General features: G+C 43.7%; 19 protein-coding genes. 2 read left to right on the forward strand and 17 right to left on the reverse strand.

Features of this window, described 5'->3' with window-relative positions:
• Nucleotides 1-20 precede the first annotated feature (20 nt).
• The 17 genes from hemL to A37S_RS0114230 form a co-directional block, all read right to left on the reverse strand.
• A complete protein-coding gene (gene hemL, locus A37S_RS0114145; RefSeq protein ID WP_028297557.1) occupies nucleotides 21-1,322 on the reverse strand; it encodes a glutamate-1-semialdehyde 2,1-aminomutase in 1,302 nt (433 codons plus the stop codon).
• A 133-nt stretch (nucleotides 1,323-1,455) separates the two neighbouring features.
• The gene (gene hemB, locus A37S_RS0114150) at nucleotides 1,456-2,424 is read right to left on the reverse strand and encodes a porphobilinogen synthase (RefSeq protein WP_028297558.1); all 969 of its coding nucleotides are present in this window, start codon (nucleotides 2,422-2,424) and stop codon (nucleotides 1,456-1,458) included.
• 152 nt (nucleotides 2,425-2,576) lie between these two features.
• Nucleotides 2,577-4,163: a hydroxymethylbilane synthase gene (hemC, locus tag A37S_RS0114160; protein ID WP_028297559.1), complete on the reverse strand. Its 1,587-nt coding sequence runs from the start codon at nucleotides 4,161-4,163 to the stop codon at nucleotides 2,577-2,579.
• Nucleotides 4,164-4,283: 120 nt separating this feature from the next.
• The gene (gene hemA / locus A37S_RS0114165) at nucleotides 4,284-5,531 is read right to left on the reverse strand and encodes a glutamyl-tRNA reductase (protein WP_028297560.1); all 1,248 of its coding nucleotides are present in this window, start codon (nucleotides 5,529-5,531) and stop codon (nucleotides 4,284-4,286) included.
• Between the two features lie 196 nt (nucleotides 5,532-5,727).
• On the reverse strand, nucleotides 5,728-6,318 hold the full coding sequence (locus A37S_RS24785; protein WP_051293191.1) for an OmpH/Skp family outer membrane protein: 591 nt from the start codon (nucleotides 6,316-6,318) through the stop codon (nucleotides 5,728-5,730).
• 104 nt (nucleotides 6,319-6,422) lie between these two features.
• Nucleotides 6,423-6,962: an OmpH/Skp family outer membrane protein gene (locus A37S_RS0114175; RefSeq protein ID WP_425414409.1), complete on the reverse strand. Its 540-nt coding sequence runs from the start codon at nucleotides 6,960-6,962 to the stop codon at nucleotides 6,423-6,425.
• 268 nt (nucleotides 6,963-7,230) lie between these two features.
• Nucleotides 7,231-9,813: an outer membrane protein assembly factor BamA gene (gene bamA, locus A37S_RS0114180; protein WP_028297562.1), complete on the reverse strand. Its 2,583-nt coding sequence runs from the start codon at nucleotides 9,811-9,813 to the stop codon at nucleotides 7,231-7,233.
• Nucleotides 9,814-9,917: 104 nt separating this feature from the next.
• Entirely contained in the window at nucleotides 9,918-10,664 is a 747-nt protein-coding gene (locus A37S_RS0114185; protein ID WP_028297563.1) for an undecaprenyl pyrophosphate synthase, read from the reverse strand.
• Between the two features lie 17 nt (nucleotides 10,665-10,681).
• Complete coding sequence (gene porG / locus A37S_RS24790) at nucleotides 10,682-11,536, reverse strand: type IX secretion system protein PorG (RefSeq protein ID WP_169719505.1); 855 nt, start codon at nucleotides 11,534-11,536, stop codon at nucleotides 10,682-10,684.
• Nucleotides 11,537-11,697: 161 nt separating this feature from the next.
• The gene (locus tag A37S_RS0114195) at nucleotides 11,698-12,582 is read right to left on the reverse strand and encodes an NAD kinase (RefSeq protein WP_028297564.1); all 885 of its coding nucleotides are present in this window, start codon (nucleotides 12,580-12,582) and stop codon (nucleotides 11,698-11,700) included.
• Nucleotides 12,583-12,688: 106 nt separating this feature from the next.
• Complete coding sequence (locus A37S_RS0114200) at nucleotides 12,689-13,360, reverse strand: CBS domain-containing protein (protein WP_028297565.1); 672 nt, start codon at nucleotides 13,358-13,360, stop codon at nucleotides 12,689-12,691.
• 99 nt (nucleotides 13,361-13,459) lie between these two features.
• Nucleotides 13,460-13,912: a GatB/YqeY domain-containing protein gene (locus A37S_RS0114205; RefSeq protein ID WP_028297566.1), complete on the reverse strand. Its 453-nt coding sequence runs from the start codon at nucleotides 13,910-13,912 to the stop codon at nucleotides 13,460-13,462.
• Between the two features lie 148 nt (nucleotides 13,913-14,060).
• Entirely contained in the window at nucleotides 14,061-14,828 is a 768-nt protein-coding gene (locus A37S_RS0114210) for an SDR family NAD(P)-dependent oxidoreductase (protein ID WP_028297567.1), read from the reverse strand.
• A gap of 125 nt (nucleotides 14,829-14,953) precedes the next feature.
• On the reverse strand, nucleotides 14,954-15,808 hold the full coding sequence (locus A37S_RS0114215) for a hypothetical protein (RefSeq protein WP_028297568.1): 855 nt from the start codon (nucleotides 15,806-15,808) through the stop codon (nucleotides 14,954-14,956).
• Between the two features lie 61 nt (nucleotides 15,809-15,869).
• Nucleotides 15,870-16,601: a bifunctional demethylmenaquinone methyltransferase/2-methoxy-6-polyprenyl-1,4-benzoquinol methylase UbiE gene (gene ubiE, locus A37S_RS0114220; RefSeq protein WP_028297569.1), complete on the reverse strand. Its 732-nt coding sequence runs from the start codon at nucleotides 16,599-16,601 to the stop codon at nucleotides 15,870-15,872.
• Between the two features lie 42 nt (nucleotides 16,602-16,643).
• Nucleotides 16,644-17,390 carry a LytR/AlgR family response regulator transcription factor gene (locus A37S_RS0114225; RefSeq protein ID WP_028297570.1) on the reverse strand — a complete coding sequence of 249 codons (747 nt, stop codon included), beginning with the start codon at nucleotides 17,388-17,390 and terminating at the stop codon, nucleotides 16,644-16,646.
• Nucleotides 17,387-18,454 carry a sensor histidine kinase gene (locus A37S_RS0114230; protein WP_051293193.1) on the reverse strand — a complete coding sequence of 356 codons (1,068 nt, stop codon included), beginning with the start codon at nucleotides 18,452-18,454 and terminating at the stop codon, nucleotides 17,387-17,389. The genes A37S_RS0114225 and A37S_RS0114230 overlap by 4 nt, the downstream gene beginning before the upstream one ends.
• Before the next feature lie 241 nt (nucleotides 18,455-18,695).
• Here A37S_RS0114230 and A37S_RS0114245 point away from each other — a divergent pair, with 241 nt between their 5' ends.
• Together A37S_RS0114245 and A37S_RS0114250 are read left to right on the forward strand one after the other, a co-directional pair.
• Entirely contained in the window at nucleotides 18,696-20,036 is a 1,341-nt protein-coding gene (locus tag A37S_RS0114245) for a TolC family protein (RefSeq protein ID WP_036602582.1), read from the forward strand.
• 14 nt (nucleotides 20,037-20,050) lie between these two features.
• On the forward strand, nucleotides 20,051-21,232 hold the full coding sequence (locus A37S_RS0114250) for an efflux RND transporter periplasmic adaptor subunit (protein WP_028297573.1): 1,182 nt from the start codon (nucleotides 20,051-20,053) through the stop codon (nucleotides 21,230-21,232).

Consider the following 21,232-nt stretch of genomic DNA (forward strand, 5'->3'; position numbering starts at 1 on the left):
TGACAAATAACAAAGAAATGCTAAACAAATACCAGGTCCAAACCCTCCTTCATGGCCGTCAGGGCCTTATCTAGATCGTCTTGAGTATGAGCCGCCGACACGAAGCCCACTTCGTAGCCCGATGGTCCTAAGTACACTCCCCTATTGAGCAGTGCTCTATGGAACACCTTATATTTCTCCATGCTATTGGCGTCTATTTCATCTGCCGAGCGAATGGAAGACTTGTCAGTAAATGCTATCCAAAAGATAGAAGCTATGCTGAATACCTTCACCTGATAATTCCGAGCATCGATATAGGCGGTAAGGGCATCGACAAGGTTTTTGGTCTTTGTGGCAAGCCCTTCATAGAAACCATCGGTATTCAATACGTTCAGTTGGGCAATGCCTGCTGCCATGGCAATCGGATTGCCCGATAAGGTACCGGCTTGATATACTCCGCCATCAGGTGAGATACAGCTCATCAATTCCTCAGACGCTCCATAAGCTCCCACTGGCATTCCACCGCCTATGATTTTGCCATAGGTGATGATGTCTGGTTGGATACCATAGTAGGCTGCCGCTCCTTCAAAGCCTAGTCTGAAACCGGTAATGACCTCGTCAAAGATCAATAGCGCGCCATTTTCTTGGGTAATGGCCCTCAAATATTCAATATAGTGCTGTTCTTGTATCAGCAATCCATCATTGGCCGGTATGCCTTCAATAATAACTGCCGCTACCTGTCCCTCGAATTGAGCGAAGGCTTCTTGCAATGCTTGCTTATCGTTGAGTGGAAGCACAATGGTCTCTGCGGCAAAGGATGTCGGTACGCCCAGTGAACTGGTCTCTCCAAAAGTTACCAACCCTGATCCAGCCTTCACTAATAGCGAATCTGAATGGCCATGATAGCAGCCCTCAAATTTGATAATTTTATCCCTCTTAGTATGGCCACGAGCCAATCGGATGGCAGACATCACTGCTTCCGTACCCGAACTCACAAAGCGTAATTTCTGGATATACTTATTGTTCGTGAGGATCAGCTCTGCCAGTTCATTTTCCAATTCCGTAGGTGCGCCGAAACTCAGGCCTTGAGGCAAGGCATTTATTACGCTTTCGCGTATGCGCCCATCATTGTGTCCCAGGATCAAGGGGCCCCATGAACAGCAGAAATCTATAAACTCGTTGCCATCGGCATCCCATATGTGACTGCCGTCGCCCCGCTCTATAAACAGAGGGGTACCATATACCGATTTAAATGCCCTTACAGGCGAATTGACCCCACCAGGGAAATAAGTCTTGGCCTTCTCATATAGCGCGGCCGATTTGCTTCTAGATATATCCTTCACTTGTGTATGTGTTTAGTATCAAGACTTCCTTTCTAACCTAGGAAGGCAATCAGTCTTTCTGCTTTGGTCTTTAGTCTCTTTGCTTTAGTCTTGTGTCTGTTCGGGCGTAAAGCATTACGCCCCCTTGTGGCTTCTAAATCCACTTATTGGCCAGTATATCGCGGATATGGTAAGTGGTAATGACACTTGCGCCTGCCCTTACAAAGGCGTACATGGTCTCCATGACTACTTTCTGTTCGTCTATCCATCCTTTCTCGGCAGCGGCCTTAACCATTGCGTATTCACCTGAAACATTGTATACCGCCAGGGGCAAATTGGTTTCCGTCTTCAACCTGGCCAAGATATCCAAATAGGCCAATCCCGGTTTCACCATAAGAATGTCTGCCCCTTCTTGCTCATCCAGAAATGCCTCCCTTATTGCTTCTCGGGGGTTCCTGAAATCCATCTGGTAAGCTTTGCGGTCTCCCTTGCCGGGAGCACAATCTGCCGCATCCCTAAAAGGACCGTAATAGGCCGATGCAAACTTTGTAGCGTGAGACATAATGGCCACATTGACAAAGCCGTTTTTGTCCAGCGCACTCCGCAAGGCGGCTATCCGGCCATCCATCATGTCTGATGGGGCAATCATGTCAACTCCAGCTTCAGCGTGAGCCAAGGCCATTTTGCACAATACCTCAATAGTTGCATCATTCTGTACATAATCATCCTGTAATATGCCGCAATGCCCGTGACTTGTATAGGCGCACACGCATACATCTGTCACGATGTAAAGCTCGTCGCCAAAACGCTGGCGCAGGGCGGCAATAGCCTGAGGGATGACCCCATGGGCATCGTATGCATGGTGGGCATCCACACTTTTCCCTTCACCTACTCCGAACAGCATGATCTTGTTTACGCCCAGGGATAGGCCTAGGGCTACATCTTCTAGCAATGTATCCACCGAAAAGTGGTATATACCCGGCATAGAATCAATGGCATGCTTCACCTGAGTACCCGGAACAACAAAATAAGGATAAATAAATAGATCTTTGGAAAGGTGCGTCTCCGCTACCATATCTCTTACCAAAGGATTTTTCCGCAATCTGCGCTGACGATAAATCATGGTTAATTTTTAATATATAAAAAAAGAGGAATAATCCCCTTTTTGAAATTGTTTGATGCAAAGATAAGATACAATGTGTACAAGCTTATTTACTTCATGGTCAAATTTGCTCATTATAGCAGTTGCCTGACATTCTTTTCAAATAGAAGTCTTTAATAGTTCAATCCAAAGACTGCCTCGGCCAATCCCAATTCATCCGGAGAGTAGGGCAACGTATATTTTAAGCCCATTTCGTCTAGTTTCTTGCCGGTTGACTTACCTATGCTGACTATTTTTTGATTTGGTTCCATCAGATTGTCTGCGAAATAAGCATCCACATTCGTTGGACTGGTAAATATCAATACGTCGGCATAGCTTGGAGACACTTCGTCCATGAGTACAGTTTCATATACAGGCAAGTCGATAACTTTCGTGTTTTTCGTAAGGCAGCTCTGTACCGTATCTAGAGATCCTTTTGCCTTAGGGAATAATACCGTCTGACCATCTACCAGTTTTGCAAATTCCTTTCCTACCTTTTCGATGGATATACCTTCGCTTTCACCGGTAAAGTCGGGAACATGGCCCAAGTTTCGCAAGGCTTCTTCCGACCCTCGCCCAACGACGGCAAACTTCACATGCTTGCTCAATCTAGGGTTTAACTTAAAAAAATGCTCTATACCATTCTTACTGCCGAAGAATATCCAGTTTACGTATTTAAGGATATATGGATCCAGCACATTTATAATTGGAAATATCCTAATTAAGGAACGAGCTTCCACTTTAATTCCCAATCTTGACATTGCACGCGTAAAATAGCTCGATTCGGTCAGCTCCCTCGTTATAAATACGCTTTCGGGCAACTTGCGATCTTCGGCAAACTTGGAAACGATGCTCTCTGCCATTCCCTCGCTGCTGGCAGCGTGCAAGTATAAACGAGTCGGAAAATCTTCACCACTTTCGGCTTTGGAGGTCCAGGCCATAAAACCATCAGCTGTGCGACGGCAGTAACAGCCCAGCGGCATATGACAGCCGCCATCGAACATATTAAGCACTGTTCGTTCTACGGCTATTTCTTCGGCAACCTGGACGTCGTGAAGGGGTTGCAACGCTTCAATCAATTCCGTATCTGACTCTCGCACTTGTATGGCCAACACGCCTTGGGCTGGCGCGGGAATGATTTCATAAGGCAGTAACTCCTCTACATGAAATTCGCTCAAATTTATCTTTAAGCGTTCCACACCCGCTTTTGCCAGCATAATGGCATCGTATTGTTCATCCCTCAACTTTTGGATACGGGTCGGAACATTGCCCCTTAAGTCATCAATCTCCAAATCGGGCCTCAATGACAAGAGTTGTGCCTTTCGCCGATTGGATGAAGTGCCCACTGTAGCAGCAAACTTAAGGGAAAGCCTACGAGTGGCATCCACACAATCTTTCAATATAAGAAGCAGCTCAGAAGGATCTTCTCTTTTTGAGACCGCTGCAATAGTTAATCCAGTCGGATTGGTTGTGGGCAAATCCTTGTGCGAATGCACGGCCAGGTCGATGTGACCTAACAGAAGTTCCTCTTCCAGCTCTTTGGTAAAAAAACCCTTGCCCTCCAATTTGTCCAAACGCAAATGCTGAATGTTATCGCCTTGAGTTTTAATGATCTTCAGCTCGGCATTAATACCAATCTCCTCTAATCTATCCTTGACAAAGTTGGCCTGCCACAATGCCAGTTCACTCCCCCTAGTACCAATAACAAGTTGTCTCTCCACGTTTTATGATGTAATTATTTAGCTATAAAGATTATATTTATTCCCTAAAAGACATAGCCATACCGACACATCTCTACCTTGACAGCAAATATAAAAGGGATAAATAAAATAAAGAAAAGATTAGTTCTTTATTGTCTCTTTGGCCGATTCTTTGACCAAAATTTCCTTTGCCATAATCATAGGACCACTAATGTATTTCTTTTCCATATAATTGATGATCTTGTCCAGCACCTCTCTCGAGCTTGGATCCAAGGAATTTACTTCATTGGCAAACACGGTATTGATGGCAAAAGACCTAATGGCTTTTATTTTTTCGGGAACTTGGCGCATGGCCAGCTCTACTTCGCGTTGCTTCAGCAATGGTAGGAATTCTTGAATATTATCGTCTATGATACGCTCTGCATCTACCAGTTCGTTATACCTGTCCTGCAAGTTTTTATTGGCTATGGCCTGCAGGCTACTAACCTCTATGTAATGAACTGGATATAAATTATGCACATCTTCGCAAACATCGTTTGGAATGGCCAAATCGACTACTACCTTCTTATCTGTTTCACCATTGAGTAAGGAAGAGTAGATAAGCGGCGTCACCACGTGCTCAGTGGCCCCTGTACAGGTGATTAAAATATCAAAACCTTCTTTATAGGAAGTCAAATCGGACAAGGCGAATGCTTTACCATTCAGTTCGGCCGCCAATGCTTGTGCTTTATCTAGACTTCTATTGAAGATGGAAAATTTACTAAACTTATGTTTCTTTAGGTATTTAGACAAATTGCAGTTGGTCTCTCCAGCGCCAATGATGAGGATTCTGGGATCATTTGTTAGCTTGAGATCACGTAGCTTACGGTAAGCTAAGGAGACAACGGAAATGGGATTTCTTGATATACGGGTTTTAGTATAGACCTCTTTAGCCGTTTTCACTAATCTATCCATTACCATACGCAAGAAATCGCCGGTAAGCCCGCACTGTTTACAACGCTCATATGCCCGCCTTACCTGCGCTAAAATCTCCTTCTCTCCTACAACTAAGCTATCTAGAGAGCAGGACATCCTAAAAAGATGTTTTAGCGCCTCCATGTCCTCATAGGTAGTGACTTGGCTCAAAAAGCAAGCAAACTGCTCATTGGGCACGCAAAAATTCAATTTTTCGAGAAAGGATTTGACAAAATCGGAAGTTAGGTTCTGAGGGGAATGAAACACAAACTCGACCCTATTGCATGTACCAACATAGAATATCTCCGGGATATCAAAGCTACTCTTGACATTCATCAAGCGATTTTCGATTTCCTCATTACAAATAATCAAATTGCCTAAGTCTTTTAGGTCGATGTGTTTGTGTGTAAAAGCTATTACTTTTAGATCTTTCAAGGCTAAACCCCTCATTTTTTCCGTTGCACAAAAGTACATACAAGCAAAGCTACATCTGTCAGAACTTTGTAATTTGGAGCTATTTAGAACCTTTATAAACTAAATGGCCTACAACAAAAAATGCCCCCGCTTTTATCAGGGGCATTTCTTATGCTAAATTTTACGTTTACTGTGCTTTTGTACGCCTGAGTGTTAACTAGTTGGCAGGAACAGCACCTACGTTAGGATTGGTAGGGACATAAGGTTTAGCATCAGCGGCTATACCAAGTTTTGTCCTTACATCTCCGTTCAGGTTATCTCCACCTTCATAATATATTACAGATTGTTGTGCTACATCCAGTACATAGGCGTAGCCCTTTTCTTTTGCAACGGCACCGATAGTTGTGGTCAACTTAGTGAATACCGGCTGCAACAATTCCCTGTTCTTTTCACCTATTTGTTGCTGTGCAGTTTGCTGATGTTCTTGCAATCTATTCTGGAACTCGGTCATTTCCGCTTCCAGTGCTTGCAATTCTTTACCAAGTACGTCTCTATTGGCTTCACTTAGGTTTTTTTGCTTCTCCAAATAAGAAGCGTACTTCTTCTGCAGTTCACCTTGCATCTGCTGCGCTTCTGTTTGTTTGGTTTGTACAAAAGCATTAACCGATTCAACTGCTGTTTTATACTCAGGCATTAACTGTATGATTTCTTCTGTATCTACATGCCCTATCTTTTGTTGTGCGCTAACCATACCATAGCTACAAAACAACACCGCACCAACAACAATTGACTTAACTAATTTTTTCATTTGACTCAATTTCCTTTTTTGTTTTTTACCACCGCTGGATCGGTGGGATTTAAATTAATTTTAATTATCCGTTTTTAATATTAGCTGCAATTTTAATCAAGATATTACTGTTTTGCAACATTTCCTGGTTTATATCCCAATTTTGTTATGACTTCATCACTTTTGTCCAGTCTTGGGTTGGCATATAAAAAGTTAACTTCGCTCCCTTTGTCCAAAATCAAGTCCAAATTCTGACTTTCTGCAATAGCTTGAATGGTCTTGGATACCTTTTCTTGAATAGGTTGTATTAGACGTAGCCTTTCTTGATACAGCTCACCTTCGAACCCAAATATTCTTCTTTGAAACTCCTTGGTTTCGCGTTCCTTATTCACGATTTCGTCCTCCCTCTTCTTCCGTGCATCATCATTGAGCAACACCTGATCGTCTTGGTAGGCCCTGTACATCTTTTCAATATCGGCATATCGAGCGTCCACTTCTTTCTGCCAATTTTCTGACATATCATTTAATTTCTGCTCTGCCGCTGTATAATCTGGAATATGTTTCAATATATATTCAGTGTCTACATATGCAAAACGTTGGGCGAAAGCGGCAAATCCCGTCAAGGACAAGATAGCCAATGTCAGTACGATTTTTCTAATATTCATATTTTGCATTTTTAATTTCATTCGTGAATAATTTGCCTTTTCGGGAACCTTCATAGCACCTACACGTACACTTCTTATTTCTCACATGGCCGCGTATCCTGCAGGTTTCATCTTTTTAACATGTCATAGTCGTTGTCGACTCTTTTGTTCTAAAGAATAAGACTGCTTTGTCTTATTAAGGTTTAACCCCTAGCTTTTGCATTATTTTACACAATCAACTATCATGTTCCATAAATGTACACAAATTTAATTCCACAATTTCAATTTCCTAGTTAAATCCACCCATTTGCTGCATGATGCTGAACGTGAACGGCTGGCGCCACTGATCACGGGACAGCCCTGGCACTGCATCAAACGCATGACCATAATCTATACCCAGCAAACCAAAAATAGGCAAGAATATCCTAGCACCTACACCTACCGAGCGGCGCACCTGAAAGGGGTTGAAATCCTTAAACTGATTCCAAGTATTACCAGCATCGGCAAAAGCCAACATAAACACCCTGGCTTGTTCGCTATTCATAATGGGATAACGAAGTTCCATCTGGTACCTGGTATAAATAGGACTACCAGAGTTGCGTGCTATGTTAATTTGGCTTGCATTATTCGCATCTCTTGGGATAACCACGCCATTGGCATAACCGCGCATGGCTATAATTTCAGAACCTTGCAAGAAATCAAAGCCTTGCATACCATCGCCCCCCAGTTTGAAGCGTTCAAATGCAGAAGTTCCTGTCACACTGCTGTAACTACCTATGAAACCAAATTGAGCTTGTGCCTTAAAGGTAAGTTTACCGATCACGCTTTGAAACCATTGTGAATCGAACTTCCATTTGTGATATTCGGTCCAGCGATAACGCTCCTGATCGGTTGCAGTCCTATAATTGAGGTTATTGAACAACGAGTATGGAGGCGTAGCTTGGACGGTGAAACGCAAATGCGAACCAGACTGCGGAAAGATAGGGTCATCCAAGGAGTTCCTACTGATTTCCTGTGTCAAGTTAATATTATAGGCCGTACCAGTGGGGAATAGAAATCCTGTCCAGTTTTGCAGCTTGTACTGGTTGAAGTTCAACGAGTAGTTTAGCTGGAAATTGTAATCGGGCCATTTCAAGCGTCTACCCAAAGTAACCGAAACACCGTTCATGCGGATACGCGGCGTGACATCCGTTACGTCTTGGTACCTACCAGTAGTATAGTCATAGCCCACATAAGAAGACATGGATGTATAAGCACTCAAACCAAAATAAATAGGTTTCTTTCCACCCAACCAAGGTTCGGAGAAAGAAAAGCTATATGACTGGTAACGTTTACCGCTAGTTTGTCCACGAAGAGACAATTTTTGGCCATCTCCTTTCGGTAGCGGTTGCCATGCTTTTTTGTTGAATATATTCTTTGTAGAAAAGTTATTGAACGTAAGACCTAATGTCCCAATGATCTGTCCAGCACCAAAACCTCCTGATAGCTCCACTTGGTCAGAAGGTTTTTCAGCAACGGTATATTCAAGATCTACGGTGCCATCACTTGGGTTTGGCCTAGGATCGATACCCGTCTTTGATTCGTCAAAATTCCCAAGGGTAGCGATTTCGCGCATGGTCTGCATCACCAGTGTTTTAGAAAACTTCTGCCCTGGCTTGGTTCGTATTTGACGCATTAGCACTTTGTCGTTCGTAATGTCATTCCCTTTGACGGTCACCTTACTAACGGTATATTGTGGCCCTTCGTACATACGCAATTCAAGGTCAATAGTATCTTGATAGATACGTGTTTGAACGGGATCAACCTGAAAAGTAAGATAGCCATCATCCATATAAAGTGCAGAAACGTCTCTTCCCGTTTTGGTAGGGCCCATCAGTCTTTTGTTCAAGAAATCTTCGCTGAACACTTGTCCCCTTTCTATTCCCAAAATACGAGTAAGGTCCTCTGATTTGTATTTGGCATTTCCAGACCAGGTAATATTTCCGAAGTAATATTTAGGTCCTTCATATACCTCTATATCAATTTGGACGTGCCTTCTGTCCAGTTGAGTCACCGTGTCGCTTAATATCTCTGCATCTCGATAGCCCTTATCATGCAATTTGGATAGCAAGGCCTCCTTGCCAGTTTCAAACTTCTCGTAATTGAACTTTCCAGGGCCAAAAATACGCCACCATGCTACTTGCTTTACCTTCTTTAAATACTTACGCATTTTCCTATCGGAAAAGTCCTTATTACCTGTAAAGTTTATACGTTTTGCCCTTACCTTCTTATTTCTGTCAACCTTTACGACCAATATCTCGTTGTTTACCTCCGAACTGTCCTTTCTTTGGCTAATGTCAATATCGGGATATAAGAAGCTTTTTTCCCTCAGAAAACGCCTAATGGTATTTTCAGTGGTGTTGATCAAGTTTTGGTTGATGATACGACCGGTATTCTCATTAAGTCTTTTTCTTACTTCTTCCGTCTGGCTCTTGCTCATGCCCGTAATATCTATACGGGTAAGTCGCGGACGCTCCACGACCGCAATATTGAAGTATATCGTATCATTCTTCACTACATCGGCCTCTAGCGTCACGTCGTCAAACAAGCCTTGTGACATCAAGTTTTTCACAACATTGGAAGTGGCATCGCTAGGAATCTCTATTCTGTCACCTACATGAAGCTTGGCTATGGTGAGCAATACATCATTGTCCAAAAACTGGGTACCGCTAATGGTTACCCCGCCAATGATATAATCCTTTGGATTCAAATAACTAAAGTCTTCATTGCCAGTTACGGGCCTGTAGTTACGTTGAGCGCCATTTTGTATTTGCGCAGATGCATAATTAACACTTATAATAATGACACTGAATAACAGAAAAAGTCTCTTCATCGATTTTATTTGACGACGCTAAAGTAAGGCAATCAGTTGTTAATTTTTGTTAAAAGAAAAATTTCACCTTACAACAGCCTATTCGCTTATCTTTTTTTTAATATTTATTTCACTATAATTTGTTCACTAGTGAGGCCGAAACGCCGTTCGCGCTTTTGGTATTCGAGAATTGCCTCAAACAGGTCCTCCTTTCGGAAATCGGGCCAATGTTTTTCGGTAAAATACAATTCGGCATAGGCCAACTGCCATAATAGGTAGTTGCTGATACGCTGCTCTCCACCGGTACGGATCATCAATTCAGGATCTGGCAAATTATATGTAGTCAACTGATTGGCAAACAATTCCTCATTGATATCCTTTGGCGTTATTTCGCCTTTGGCAGCCAATGCCACCAGCCGCTTGGCTGCATTTACGATTTCCCAGCGAGCACTATAGCTCAAGGCCAATGTAAGTGTGCAAACGCTATTTTTAGCCGTCTCCTTAATGGCCTCCATCAGCGCATCATAGGCATTTACAGGGAGCTGTTGCAAGTCGCCAATGGCATTGAGGCGTATCCCTTGCTTCATCATCGTTTCGCTTTCCAAAGCTATGGAGTGCACCAAAATATCCATCAGTGCGTGTACTTCTTCCTTTGGTCTATTCCAGTTTTCCGTGGAGAAAGTATACAAGGTAATATAAGGCACCCCTATCTCCACTATCCCCTTTAGCACATCACGCACGGAATCCACACCGCTTTGATGGCCGAACGACCTTTCTTGTCCTTTATCTCTGGCCCACCGCCCATTACCATCCATGATAATAGCAATGTGACTAGGCACCTTTGCCTTGTCTATTAATTCTTTTGCACTCATGTGGTTATTGTCGAAATTCATCTCTTATAGAACAACGGGCAACCTTTTTTGAAAATTGCATAGGTAACGGTAAAATTAAATATCATATAGGCATCCCTTTCTCTGCTATCGCCACGCATAGTACCGGCCACATGGGCTTGTTCTGAAGGATCTGCCAACAAACGAGCCAGTTGCGCATCGTAAGCCACCATGCCCAAGCTTTCCGGTGAATATACCGAAGCAGCATTTACAAAATCGGGATACATCCCAGAAACATCGTCAAGATGATCACTCATAGCAAAACGGTATCCCAGTTCTACGCCTACTGTCCACGGACCCATGAAATTATACTTAAACCCTACTCCCACTGGAATGCTCCATGTGAGCCTTTTGTACTTTTCCGTGGAACTAGCATATGGATGATCGTAGACCTCCGTAGGTTTGTCGTATAAGGTTACCAAACGACCATCGACGTTTCTTTTCGGATTGAAATGCGTAAGGCCAGCGCCTGCAAAAATATAGGGTGTATAATAAATTTTATCCAAGCAAGGAATAAACCGGAAAAAATTCAGCTCTCCCACCAGGGACATTTCATACAAAGCAGATTGAAACGCCAAATTTTTGTTGCGCTCTTCAGTGCCCTCAACAAAATGGCTACTGCTACCCCAAATGTTGGCGCGCCATGCGTTTAGCCTTAGGGAATAGTTGCCGTTTATGTTATATCTTCCCAATACACCTACAGCCCAATCGTTGACCTTAAAGGGATTTTCCGGATTGAGGTCTCCCATATAGCCAGAGGCACCACCTTGCACACCAAACTCCCAAGACTGCGAATAGGCAATATTTATCCCATAGGCAGCAATGGATAAGCACAACAAAACAGCGAACTTCAAGACGATATAAATATATTACTTTATTTAAAGCGGTAAAGATAAAAACAATTCCCGAAATGTGGATTTTTGATTTTAGATTTACTTTTTTGACTCACAGGATCCATTGGAGCGATTTCGCACAGGAGCCAACGGCTCTTGCTCCACAAGCATTAGCTAGGCGATTAGTAATTACGAGTGTCCAGCCCCCATAGTAATTTTTTACGCAATGTTTTGAAAAAGCTCTCCTGTTTTAACCGAATAAGGTTCACATGGTAATCAGCCTTTTGGATAGTAACGGTTTCCTCTGTGCTGATAGATGCGGTCTGCGAATCGGCCGTAAACAAAATACTATCGCTCCGGCTTTCTATCACGATACGTATCTTACTCTCATCGTTTACCACAATTGGCCTAACCGTGAGGTTGTGAGGAGAAATAGGCGTAATGATGAAATTGCCCGATCCGGGAACCACTATTGGTCCCCCGCAACTCAGCGAATAAGCCGTAGAGCCTGTCGGCGTAGCAATAATTAACCCGTCAGACCAGTAGGAATTCAACAATTCACCATTTATATGAACATGAAGGGTAATCATGGCAGAGATGTCCTTCTTGAGAATGGTCATATCATTAAGTGCGTGAAAGATTTTTGGAGGTTCTCCTTGCACCGATTCGATACCTGCTGCCAATAACACCCGCTTCTCAACGGCATAGTTCCCTATCAACAACTCTTGAAATGCATGCTCTATTCCCTCTTTATTGATGCTAGCAAGAAAACCTAATCTGCCAAGATTAATACCCGTCACCGGGATACCCCTATTTCCTATGACAGATACAGCCGATAGCATGGTGCCATCGCCACCCAAGCTCAGGAGAAAGGAAACTTTCGGCAATGAGGTGATATCATTGAAGGATTGAATATCATCAGGAAAATTGATTTTGTCTAGTAAAAAAGCATAAAAATCGGCATATATCCAGATTTCAATATGATGTTTAGCCATCATATCTATGAGCTGCTGCACATATGGGAGTACCGAGTCTTGAAACTCCCTACCGTAAATGGCTATTTTCATCCAAATAATTTGTTTTTAGTGGCAATGAAGCTCTTGCACATTGCTGCTCAGGCAAAATTAAAAGAATAAATCATAGCTCCTAATGATATAGGCCAGAAAAAACATGCTATATATCGAGATAGTTCATTAGATGATCGTAACGTTGCTGGGTATCATCGTAATGCTTCACGTCATTGAAAGTCGATTTCACGGTATAATCATGTCGCATAAATGCAGAGAGGATGGAATTAATGTCTATCCGATCTATGGTGATGGTAACCTCTATCTTGGTAGATTCCTGAAACTCACGAACGGAAGAATTGAGTACATGTGCATTATCCGACTCCACCAATTGAGCTATATGAGCCAAGGAATTGTCCCTGCTATTGAGTTCCAGTACAACAATGCTACTCGGTTCGTTGCTCAACAAAAAACCCGCCAGTACGCCAGACATATCTGCATTGAGTATAGCGCCAAGATATACGTTATTAACGTCCAATACCGGCAGCACATCGATGCTATTTACCTGAATAGACCGCAACACATCATAGACGTGTTGATTTTCGTAAATAAAAACATATCGTGCAGGGCGCTGCTCTACGGGCAGCAAGGTTTGCGGTCCATTTGCAGACGACAACTCGTATAAATCATCTTCAAATACTAAACCCAAGTATTGACCCTCCTTTACCAAGGGCAATTGCGAAACCTTATACTCCCCCATTCTATCGAGCATATAGTCGACCGTATCATCAACTTGTACCGGGAAAAATGTATTGTTCAAGATTTCTCCTGCTGTCATATTATCCTCCTTTCTGTTATTGTGAAACGATGGAAGCAGCTAATGGTTTAATCCTATCAACTAACTGGCGAATCCATACCCCGAAGCCATAACTGCAAATTATTTATTGAGCAATTTCTTCACCAACTCAGACACTGTCTTGCCGTCCGCACGTCCAGCAAGTGCTTTGTTGGCAATTCCCATTACTTTACCCATATCTTTGATACTGCTTGCCCCCACAGAGGCAATGATTTTTTCCAGCTCGCGAGCTATTTCGTCACTATCAAGCTGCTGGGGCAAATATTGCTCGATTACCTCTTGCTCTTCCTTTTCTATTTGATATAGGTCTTGCCTATTTTGCTGCTGATAAATCTCGGCCGATTCTTTACGCTGCTTTACCAATTTCTGCAAGACCTTCATTTCGGTATCGGAGCCCAATCCTTCCGCAGCACCTTTTTCGGTTGCCGCGAGCAGCAAGGCCGCTTTGATAGCCCTAAGCCCCCTAACCTTTACTTCATTCTTAGCCAACATGGCTGCCTTTAAATCAGCATTAATAGTCTCTTGTAATGACATGATTAAGATATAATTTTACTAACGAAGTCTTGCGCGGCGCAAAATTATAGAGTGAAAAATACGTGCCTCCGTGCAAGCCACATGGTTACAAATGTAATTCTTTTTGCTACTTTATCTTCATAAAATGGAAATATGATGTTCTGAAGACTTATGTGGTGATCTTTTTAGAAAATGTCGTGCTGTTTGCCTGTGCGGTAGGCATTAACAATAAATCATTCACATTGACATGCGCCGGCCTGGATGCCGCAAACCAAATGGCCTCGGCCACATCTATAGCATATAAAGGTTCGAAGCCTGTATAAACCTGTTTGGCCTTATCGACATTTCCTTTGAAACGCACTATGGAAAACTCAGTTTCTACCGCTCCGGGAGCCACACAGGTTACCTTCACGTTATAAGGCAATAAATCTATGCGCATGGCTTTTGATAGGGCATCTACAGCATGTTTCGACGCGCAATAAACATTGCCATTGGGATACACTTCCTTGCCCGCGATGGAGCCTATGTTGATGATATGCCCCCCATTACGCGCCTGCATATGTGGCGCCACTTTCCTGGTCACATACAGCAGTCCTTTCACATTGGTATCTATCATGCGATCCCAATCGTCTGTATCTCCGTCTTGTATGGGTTCTAGTCCTTGGCTCAGGCCGGCGTTGTTGATCAATATGTCGATCTCCCGCCATGATTCCGGCAGTTCGTCCCAAACTTTGGATACCATTTGCTTGTCCTGCACGTCCAAGCCTATGACCTGTACCTGAACCCCGTATTGCACTTGTATATCCGTAGCAATGGCATGTAATTTATCTATACGTCTAGAGGCCAAAAGCAGATCGTAGCCCTCTCGCGCAAACACATCGGCACAGGCTAAACCGATGCCAGAACTCGCTCCAGTGATGAAAACTTTTTTGTTCATGGTTATTTTAGATTAAAAGATATGAGATATGAGATATGAGATATTAATACGAATTAAACGTTTACGCTACAACCAAACCGCAACCAATTGCAAAACCCCAATAGCTGAAAGCTGATGGCTGTCTTTCACTGAAACGAAATACTAATGTTAATGTTTCGTAGCAATAATTTATCAATAACAGAAGTATAGGGGTTATGCCCTTGCGCCATTACAGCTTCAGATCTGTCTAGCACGTTGCCAATACTTTGTGACCACCTAATTTCGGGAGACATCTTGAAATATTCAAAATAAATATCAAATCCCAACCCCACTTCGTACGAAAAAATTTCTGGCTTTATAACCAAAGGCATTCGCTCTGGTTGATTCTCAAACTCTACAGCCAGCTGGCTATTGTATTTCCTTGCCCCCAAATTATTGGTATAGCGCATGCCTGCGATTACATATGCCCGATACCTATTGTCCTTCAGCGACTTTTCCTTCGATTTGTATTTGACCAACAAAGGCATATCGAAGGAAAAATAGTTGTATTCTCTGTTTACTGTTCCAATGCTGGATTCTAGCAGATCTCGATGAAAACGGGGCACTACTACCTCGTTGCCTTGCCCATCGACAAAATGATATTCCAGATATTGCCCTGCAAGCATGTTGTACGTGGGTCTCAGCACAAAGTCAACGCGATCATTAAATTTAAAATCGACAGGTATCCCAAATCCCATCCCCGTATAACTGGGTACAGAGATTACCCTTGAAAGATGTTTGCCCGATAGCGCGGAACTGTTGTCAAATACGGGATCGTAGCTTGAAAAACCCGATTTTAATGTCAAGCTATAGTAACTTGGCGTGTAATTGAAGAAAAAGCCAAGATGCAATCGCGCATCTTCATCATAAGCTCCTCCAAAGGGCAAGGAAAACTGCGCGATTGCCGATTGAAAAAACAGCAACTTATATGAAATGAAACAAATTATTGCCTTTTGTAGCATTTAATTCAAGTATCAAAACCAATCTATCTAAACACTAAATAGGATCCACCAAGTACCGTACTTACTTCATTCCCGTATAAATACTGCATACGCCGAACAACTGCGGCCTGCACTTGGTCTTTGAAAAGCCTGCTTGCTCCATGATACCCGTAAAGTCTTTGCCATCGGGAAAGGCCACAATGGATTCTGGCAGGTAGGCATAGGCTCTTTTGTCCTTGGAAAACAGCTTTCCGAAGAAAGGCATAAAGGTCTTGGAATAAAAGCTATACAGCTGTTTCATGGGAAATCTCCTAGGGTTGGAAAACTCCAGCACCACCACCTGACCGCCCGGTCTTAGCACCCGACAAATGCTTTCCAGTCCCAAGGACAGGTTTTCAAAATTGCGCACACCAAAGGCCACGGTCACGGCATCAAAGCTGTTTTCCGCAAAAGGAAGGTTTTCCGAATCGCCCAGTTCCACACTAAACTTTCCCTGAAGCCCTCTTTTGGCAATTTTCTCTCTAGCAATAGCCAGCATGCCTTCAGATATATCTACGCCGATAATATGGTCGGGCTGCAGCATCTTCAATGCTTCAAAGGCAAAGTCACCTGTACCGGTTGCTACATCCAATATGTGCTTGGGCTGCAGCTTAGCCAATGTTCTAATGGCCCTTTTGCGCCAGATGATATCGATACCGAAAGAAAGGAAATGGTTCAGAAAGTCGTATGTTCCGGATATATTGTTGAACATGGTAGCTACCTGATCCTTTTTCTTCACGGTAGCAGCATTGTATGGAGTGACTGTTTTGGACATATTGGCACAAAGATATAGAAAAGGATATAAGATGCAGCCCTCTTACCCCCACCTTTGCAATAATTGCTTGAAATCTTCTTTATATTGATCGCCCACAGGTATGTGCTGCCTCCCTATCTCCACACCATTGCGGCTGATGGCATCTATCTTGGAGTTGGCAACCACAAAGGAGCGATGGATACGGGTAAACTCATTTTTCGGCAACTTCTCCACCACGGATTTTAGGCTAGCCAAGGACGTCAAAGGAGCATCTTCCTTGACCGTATGTACTTTCACGTAGTCTTTGTAAGACTCCACATAAAGTATCTGGTCAAAGTCTACCCGTACCAATTTGTAATCTACCTTTAAGAACAGATAACGCTCCTCAAGCGTTTGTTGTTCCTCCATCGCAGGTGAAGGTGCCAAAGCTTGTTGCTGCTCAAAATAGTTCTTGGCCTTGTTGGCCGCCATCAGAAACTCGGCGTAATTGAAAGGTTTCAGCAAATAGTACAGCGCATCGACCTGGTACCCTTCTATCGCAAACTGATTGTATGCCGTGGTGAAAATAATCTTACAGGTTGAATTACGTGTAGAGTTCATCAGCAGCCTGGAAAACTCCATGCCATTGAGATCGGGCATTTCAATGTCCAAGAAGATAAGCTGCACCTGCCTTTTCTCAATCTCGCCCAACGCCTCAATGGCACTGGAAAAGGTACCCACACCGTTCAAAAACGGTGTCTTGTCTATAAAGGATGACACTAACGATAAGGCCAATGGCTCATCGTCTACGGCAATACAATTGATCGTCATGACAAATCCAGTTTAAGATCAACGATATAGCGATGCTGTTCATCTTTCCCGTGAGAAAGCGTGTATTTTGACGGGTATTGCAAGTCCAATCTCCTTTTGGTATTTTGCAAGCCTATGCCGCCAGATTCCTGCATCAACTTTTGTTCCTGAAAGGTATCGTTTTCTACCCTCAAATGCAAGGTATGTGGAGATAATATCTCCAAATCGATCAAAATATGGGTATGTTTACTGGTGCTGATCCCATGTTTGAGGGCATTTTCCACAAAAGGTAATAACAGCATAGGCGCTATCATGAAATCTTTATCCATTTTTGGCTCCCTAAATTCGATTTGATTGTTGCTATGCAAACGCAGGGACATCAAGGCGATATGGTCTCTCAAAAAATCGATCTCTTTCTTGAGGCTTACCAAGTTTTGTTGTGTCTCGTAAAGAAGATAGCGCATCATGCGCGATAACTTGTGCAAGGCCTCCCTAGAAAGTTCCACGTCTGTATAAGACAGCGAATAGATGCTGTTGAGCGTATTGAAGAAAAAATGCGGGTTGATCTGCCCTTTCAGGAAGGACAATTCCGCTTCTATCTGCTGCTTTTGCAGCTCTTCGCCCAATCGAGCATCTTTCTGCCATCGTTGCACCGCAGCAATGGCGGTACTGATGCCCAACACCAATAAGCTCAACATCAACACAAAGCTGTCAATCAAACGAAATTCCCGTGGCGGTGGCCTATGGCGCACACTGGCCATCATCTGATCAAAAGACAGCAGATTTGAAATCGCATAGTTAAGCACCTGCAAGGAAACCAAAAACAGGAGGATGAACACAAAAAATCTACCCAACTTATCCTGAAATAGGTAATTTGGCGTGACCACAAAATAATTCAGGTAAAAAATCACGGCCAACAAGAACATACTGAGACATTGCTTCACCCAAAATACGAAAGGCAACTCTACATTCCACGACAAGGGGGGATAAAACAACAATACGAAGCCCAGCAAGGCCCAAAGCATGCCATGGATGACGACAATCCACAAAGTCTTATATTGCTGTTGCTTACTGATAGTTTTCATAATGTATCACTATGGGGCTGTCCCATTGGGATGCAAGTTTAACGCAATTTCTCTGTCAAAACGAAAAATCCGACGGAAAGGAAAGATTTCCCGATATGGAAGCAATATTTGTCTATTAAACCTGTTTGACCTATTCGTATGGAAAATTTGCCTGTCTATCGGGCAACCTTGCGTTTCTATCCATGGTATTTTTTTTCAAAAAAACAAAAATCTTCATTTGCAGAAAATCAAAACGAAGTATATGTACAATAGCATCAGAAAATGGCTATTTCTGTCGGGACTTTTAGTGGTAACATCCGTTTGGACGGTTCAAGGGATATATGCCCAAGATACGCTGCCAGCCAGGTGGACGCTACAAGATTGCTTACGATATGCCCAAGAAAACAACATCACCGTCAATAGCCTAAGATTGTCCAAGCTGACAAGTGAACAAAATCTCATTCAATCCCGGGCGGCGCTTTGGCCTAACCTGACCGCTAGCACCTCGCATAATCTTAATCACACCACAGTAACTGGCTCTGGTGGCAGTTCGACTACCAACAACAACGGTAGCCTGGGCCTCACCTCGGCCGTGACACTCTATAATGGAGGGGTACTAAGGAGAGATATACAACAGAAACAACTGGACGTATCCATGTCCGAGCTCGATGTGGAAGAAGAAAAAAACAATCTTTATCTACAGATTATTCAGGCGTACAACAATATTCTATTAGACAAAGAGACTATTGTCTATGCGGAAGACCTGGTAAACAGTTCTAAGGAGCAGGTGAAGCAAATGCAAGCCCAGTACAATACGGGCAGCGCAGCGCGCAAGGACCTCATCCAGCTGGAAGCCCAACTGGCCAATGACCAGTTCACACTCACTAGTGCACAAAACAATGAAAAACAGGATAAGCTGACCTTAAAGCAATTGCTCCAGTTGCCCATGGATACAGGTTTTGATATCGAAAGGCCCGACAGTACTGGCTCCATACAAGCGATCCCATCGCAGCAGCAAGTACTCGCCAATGCCTTGTCCTATAGACCAGAGATAAAAAACAGCGAACTGGCCATAGCAGGCGCAAAATTGGACATAAAAAATGCGCAGAGCGGCTATCTTCCTACCATCAGCCTCAGTGGTGGGCTCGGAACATCCTATGGCAATAACACTTCGCTGGGTTTTAGCCAGTTCAACAACAGCATATATCAACAGATAGGCATCACCGCCTCCATTCCCATTTTTTCCCGCAAGGTAAACCAAACGAACGTGGCGCGGGCAAAAATCGCGCTCGAACAGGCTGACCTAAGCTATGCCAATACGAAAACCATCTTGTCCCAAGCCGTTGAGAGCGCTTATATCTCGGCCAATACGGCTGTCAGCCAGTATGGCACATCGCAAGAGCAATTGAAATACAACGAAGAGGCCTACCGTATAGCGGGCGAAGAATTGCGCATAGGCACCTATAATACAGTAGAGTACGTGCAGCAAAAAAACCTATACATACAGGCGTTACAAAACTTTACACAGGCCAAATACAATGCCCTCTTGGCCATCGATATCTACAATTTTTATAGCAAGGGCTCGGATGCCGTCAACAAATAAACAGGAAACAGAAAATGAAAACCAAAACGAAAATCTTTATTGCCATTGGCGTTGTCGCCATCATCTTCCTAGTGATATGGTTGGTACGGGGAAGTAAAAAAGAACAAAGCCTCATCACCACCGTGCCTGTCGAAAAGGGCGATGTGGCTACCATAGTCACTTCTACCGGCACCATACAACCAGTAGATACTGTAGCCGTAGGAACGCAAGTATCAGGCATCATACAGAGCATTTATACCGATTTCAATGCTACGGTCAAAGAGGGGCAGTTATTGGCCGAGCTGGATCCTACCCTGATGCAGGCGTCGGTAAATCAGATAAAGGCCAATCTGGCCCAAGCGACCAGCACGCTGAACTACCAAACCGCCAACTATAAGCGTCAAAAGGAGCTTTTTGACGTAGGCGCTATCAGCAAGGCCAACTATGACCTTGCCCTCAATTCATACGAAACGGCCGTAGCCAATGTAAACAGCATCAAGGCGCAACTATCCTCGGCGCAGCAGAACCTGGCTTTTACCAAGATCTATTCCCCCATCAACGGGGTAGTACTGAACAGGAACGTGAGCGTGGGACAAACCGTGGCAGCGAGCTTCAACACCCCTACCCTTTTCAGTCTGGCCAAGGACATCACCAAGATGCAAGTGCAGGCCATGGTTGATGAGGCCGACATAGGCGAAATAGCAGCGGGAGAAAGGGTTACCTTTACGGTCGACGCCTACGTAGACCAACTATTTGAAGGTACGGTTTCGGAAGTGAGGCTGCAGCCCACCACCTCATCAAATGTGGTGACCTACACGACCATCGTCAATACCTCGAACGACGACATGAAGCTGAAACCGGGCATGACGGCTACCGTGACCATCTTCACAAAAGAAGCGAAAAACATACTGGTGGTACCCAATACGGCATTCAAATTCGTGCCAGACGCTACACAGGTCACCCCTCCCTATACCTTGCAATCCGCGCAGTCCATGAAGCCGGGACAAGGAGAAGCCTTTCTTTGGGTTCTACAGGGGCGGCAAATAGCGCCACGAATAGTCAAAATAGGCATGAGCAACAATACCAGCACCGAAATCAAAAGCGGACTGAACGAAAATGAGCAGGTCATTACAGCACTAGAAAAAAGTAAGGAAGCTGCCACTGCGCAAGGAGAAGGAGCTAGTCCCTTTATGCCCACGCCACCAAGAAGAAGATAA

The sequence above is a fragment of the Olivibacter sitiensis DSM 17696 genome (assembly GCF_000427965.1).
Lineage (GTDB): Bacteria > Bacteroidota > Bacteroidia > Sphingobacteriales > Sphingobacteriaceae > Olivibacter > Olivibacter sitiensis.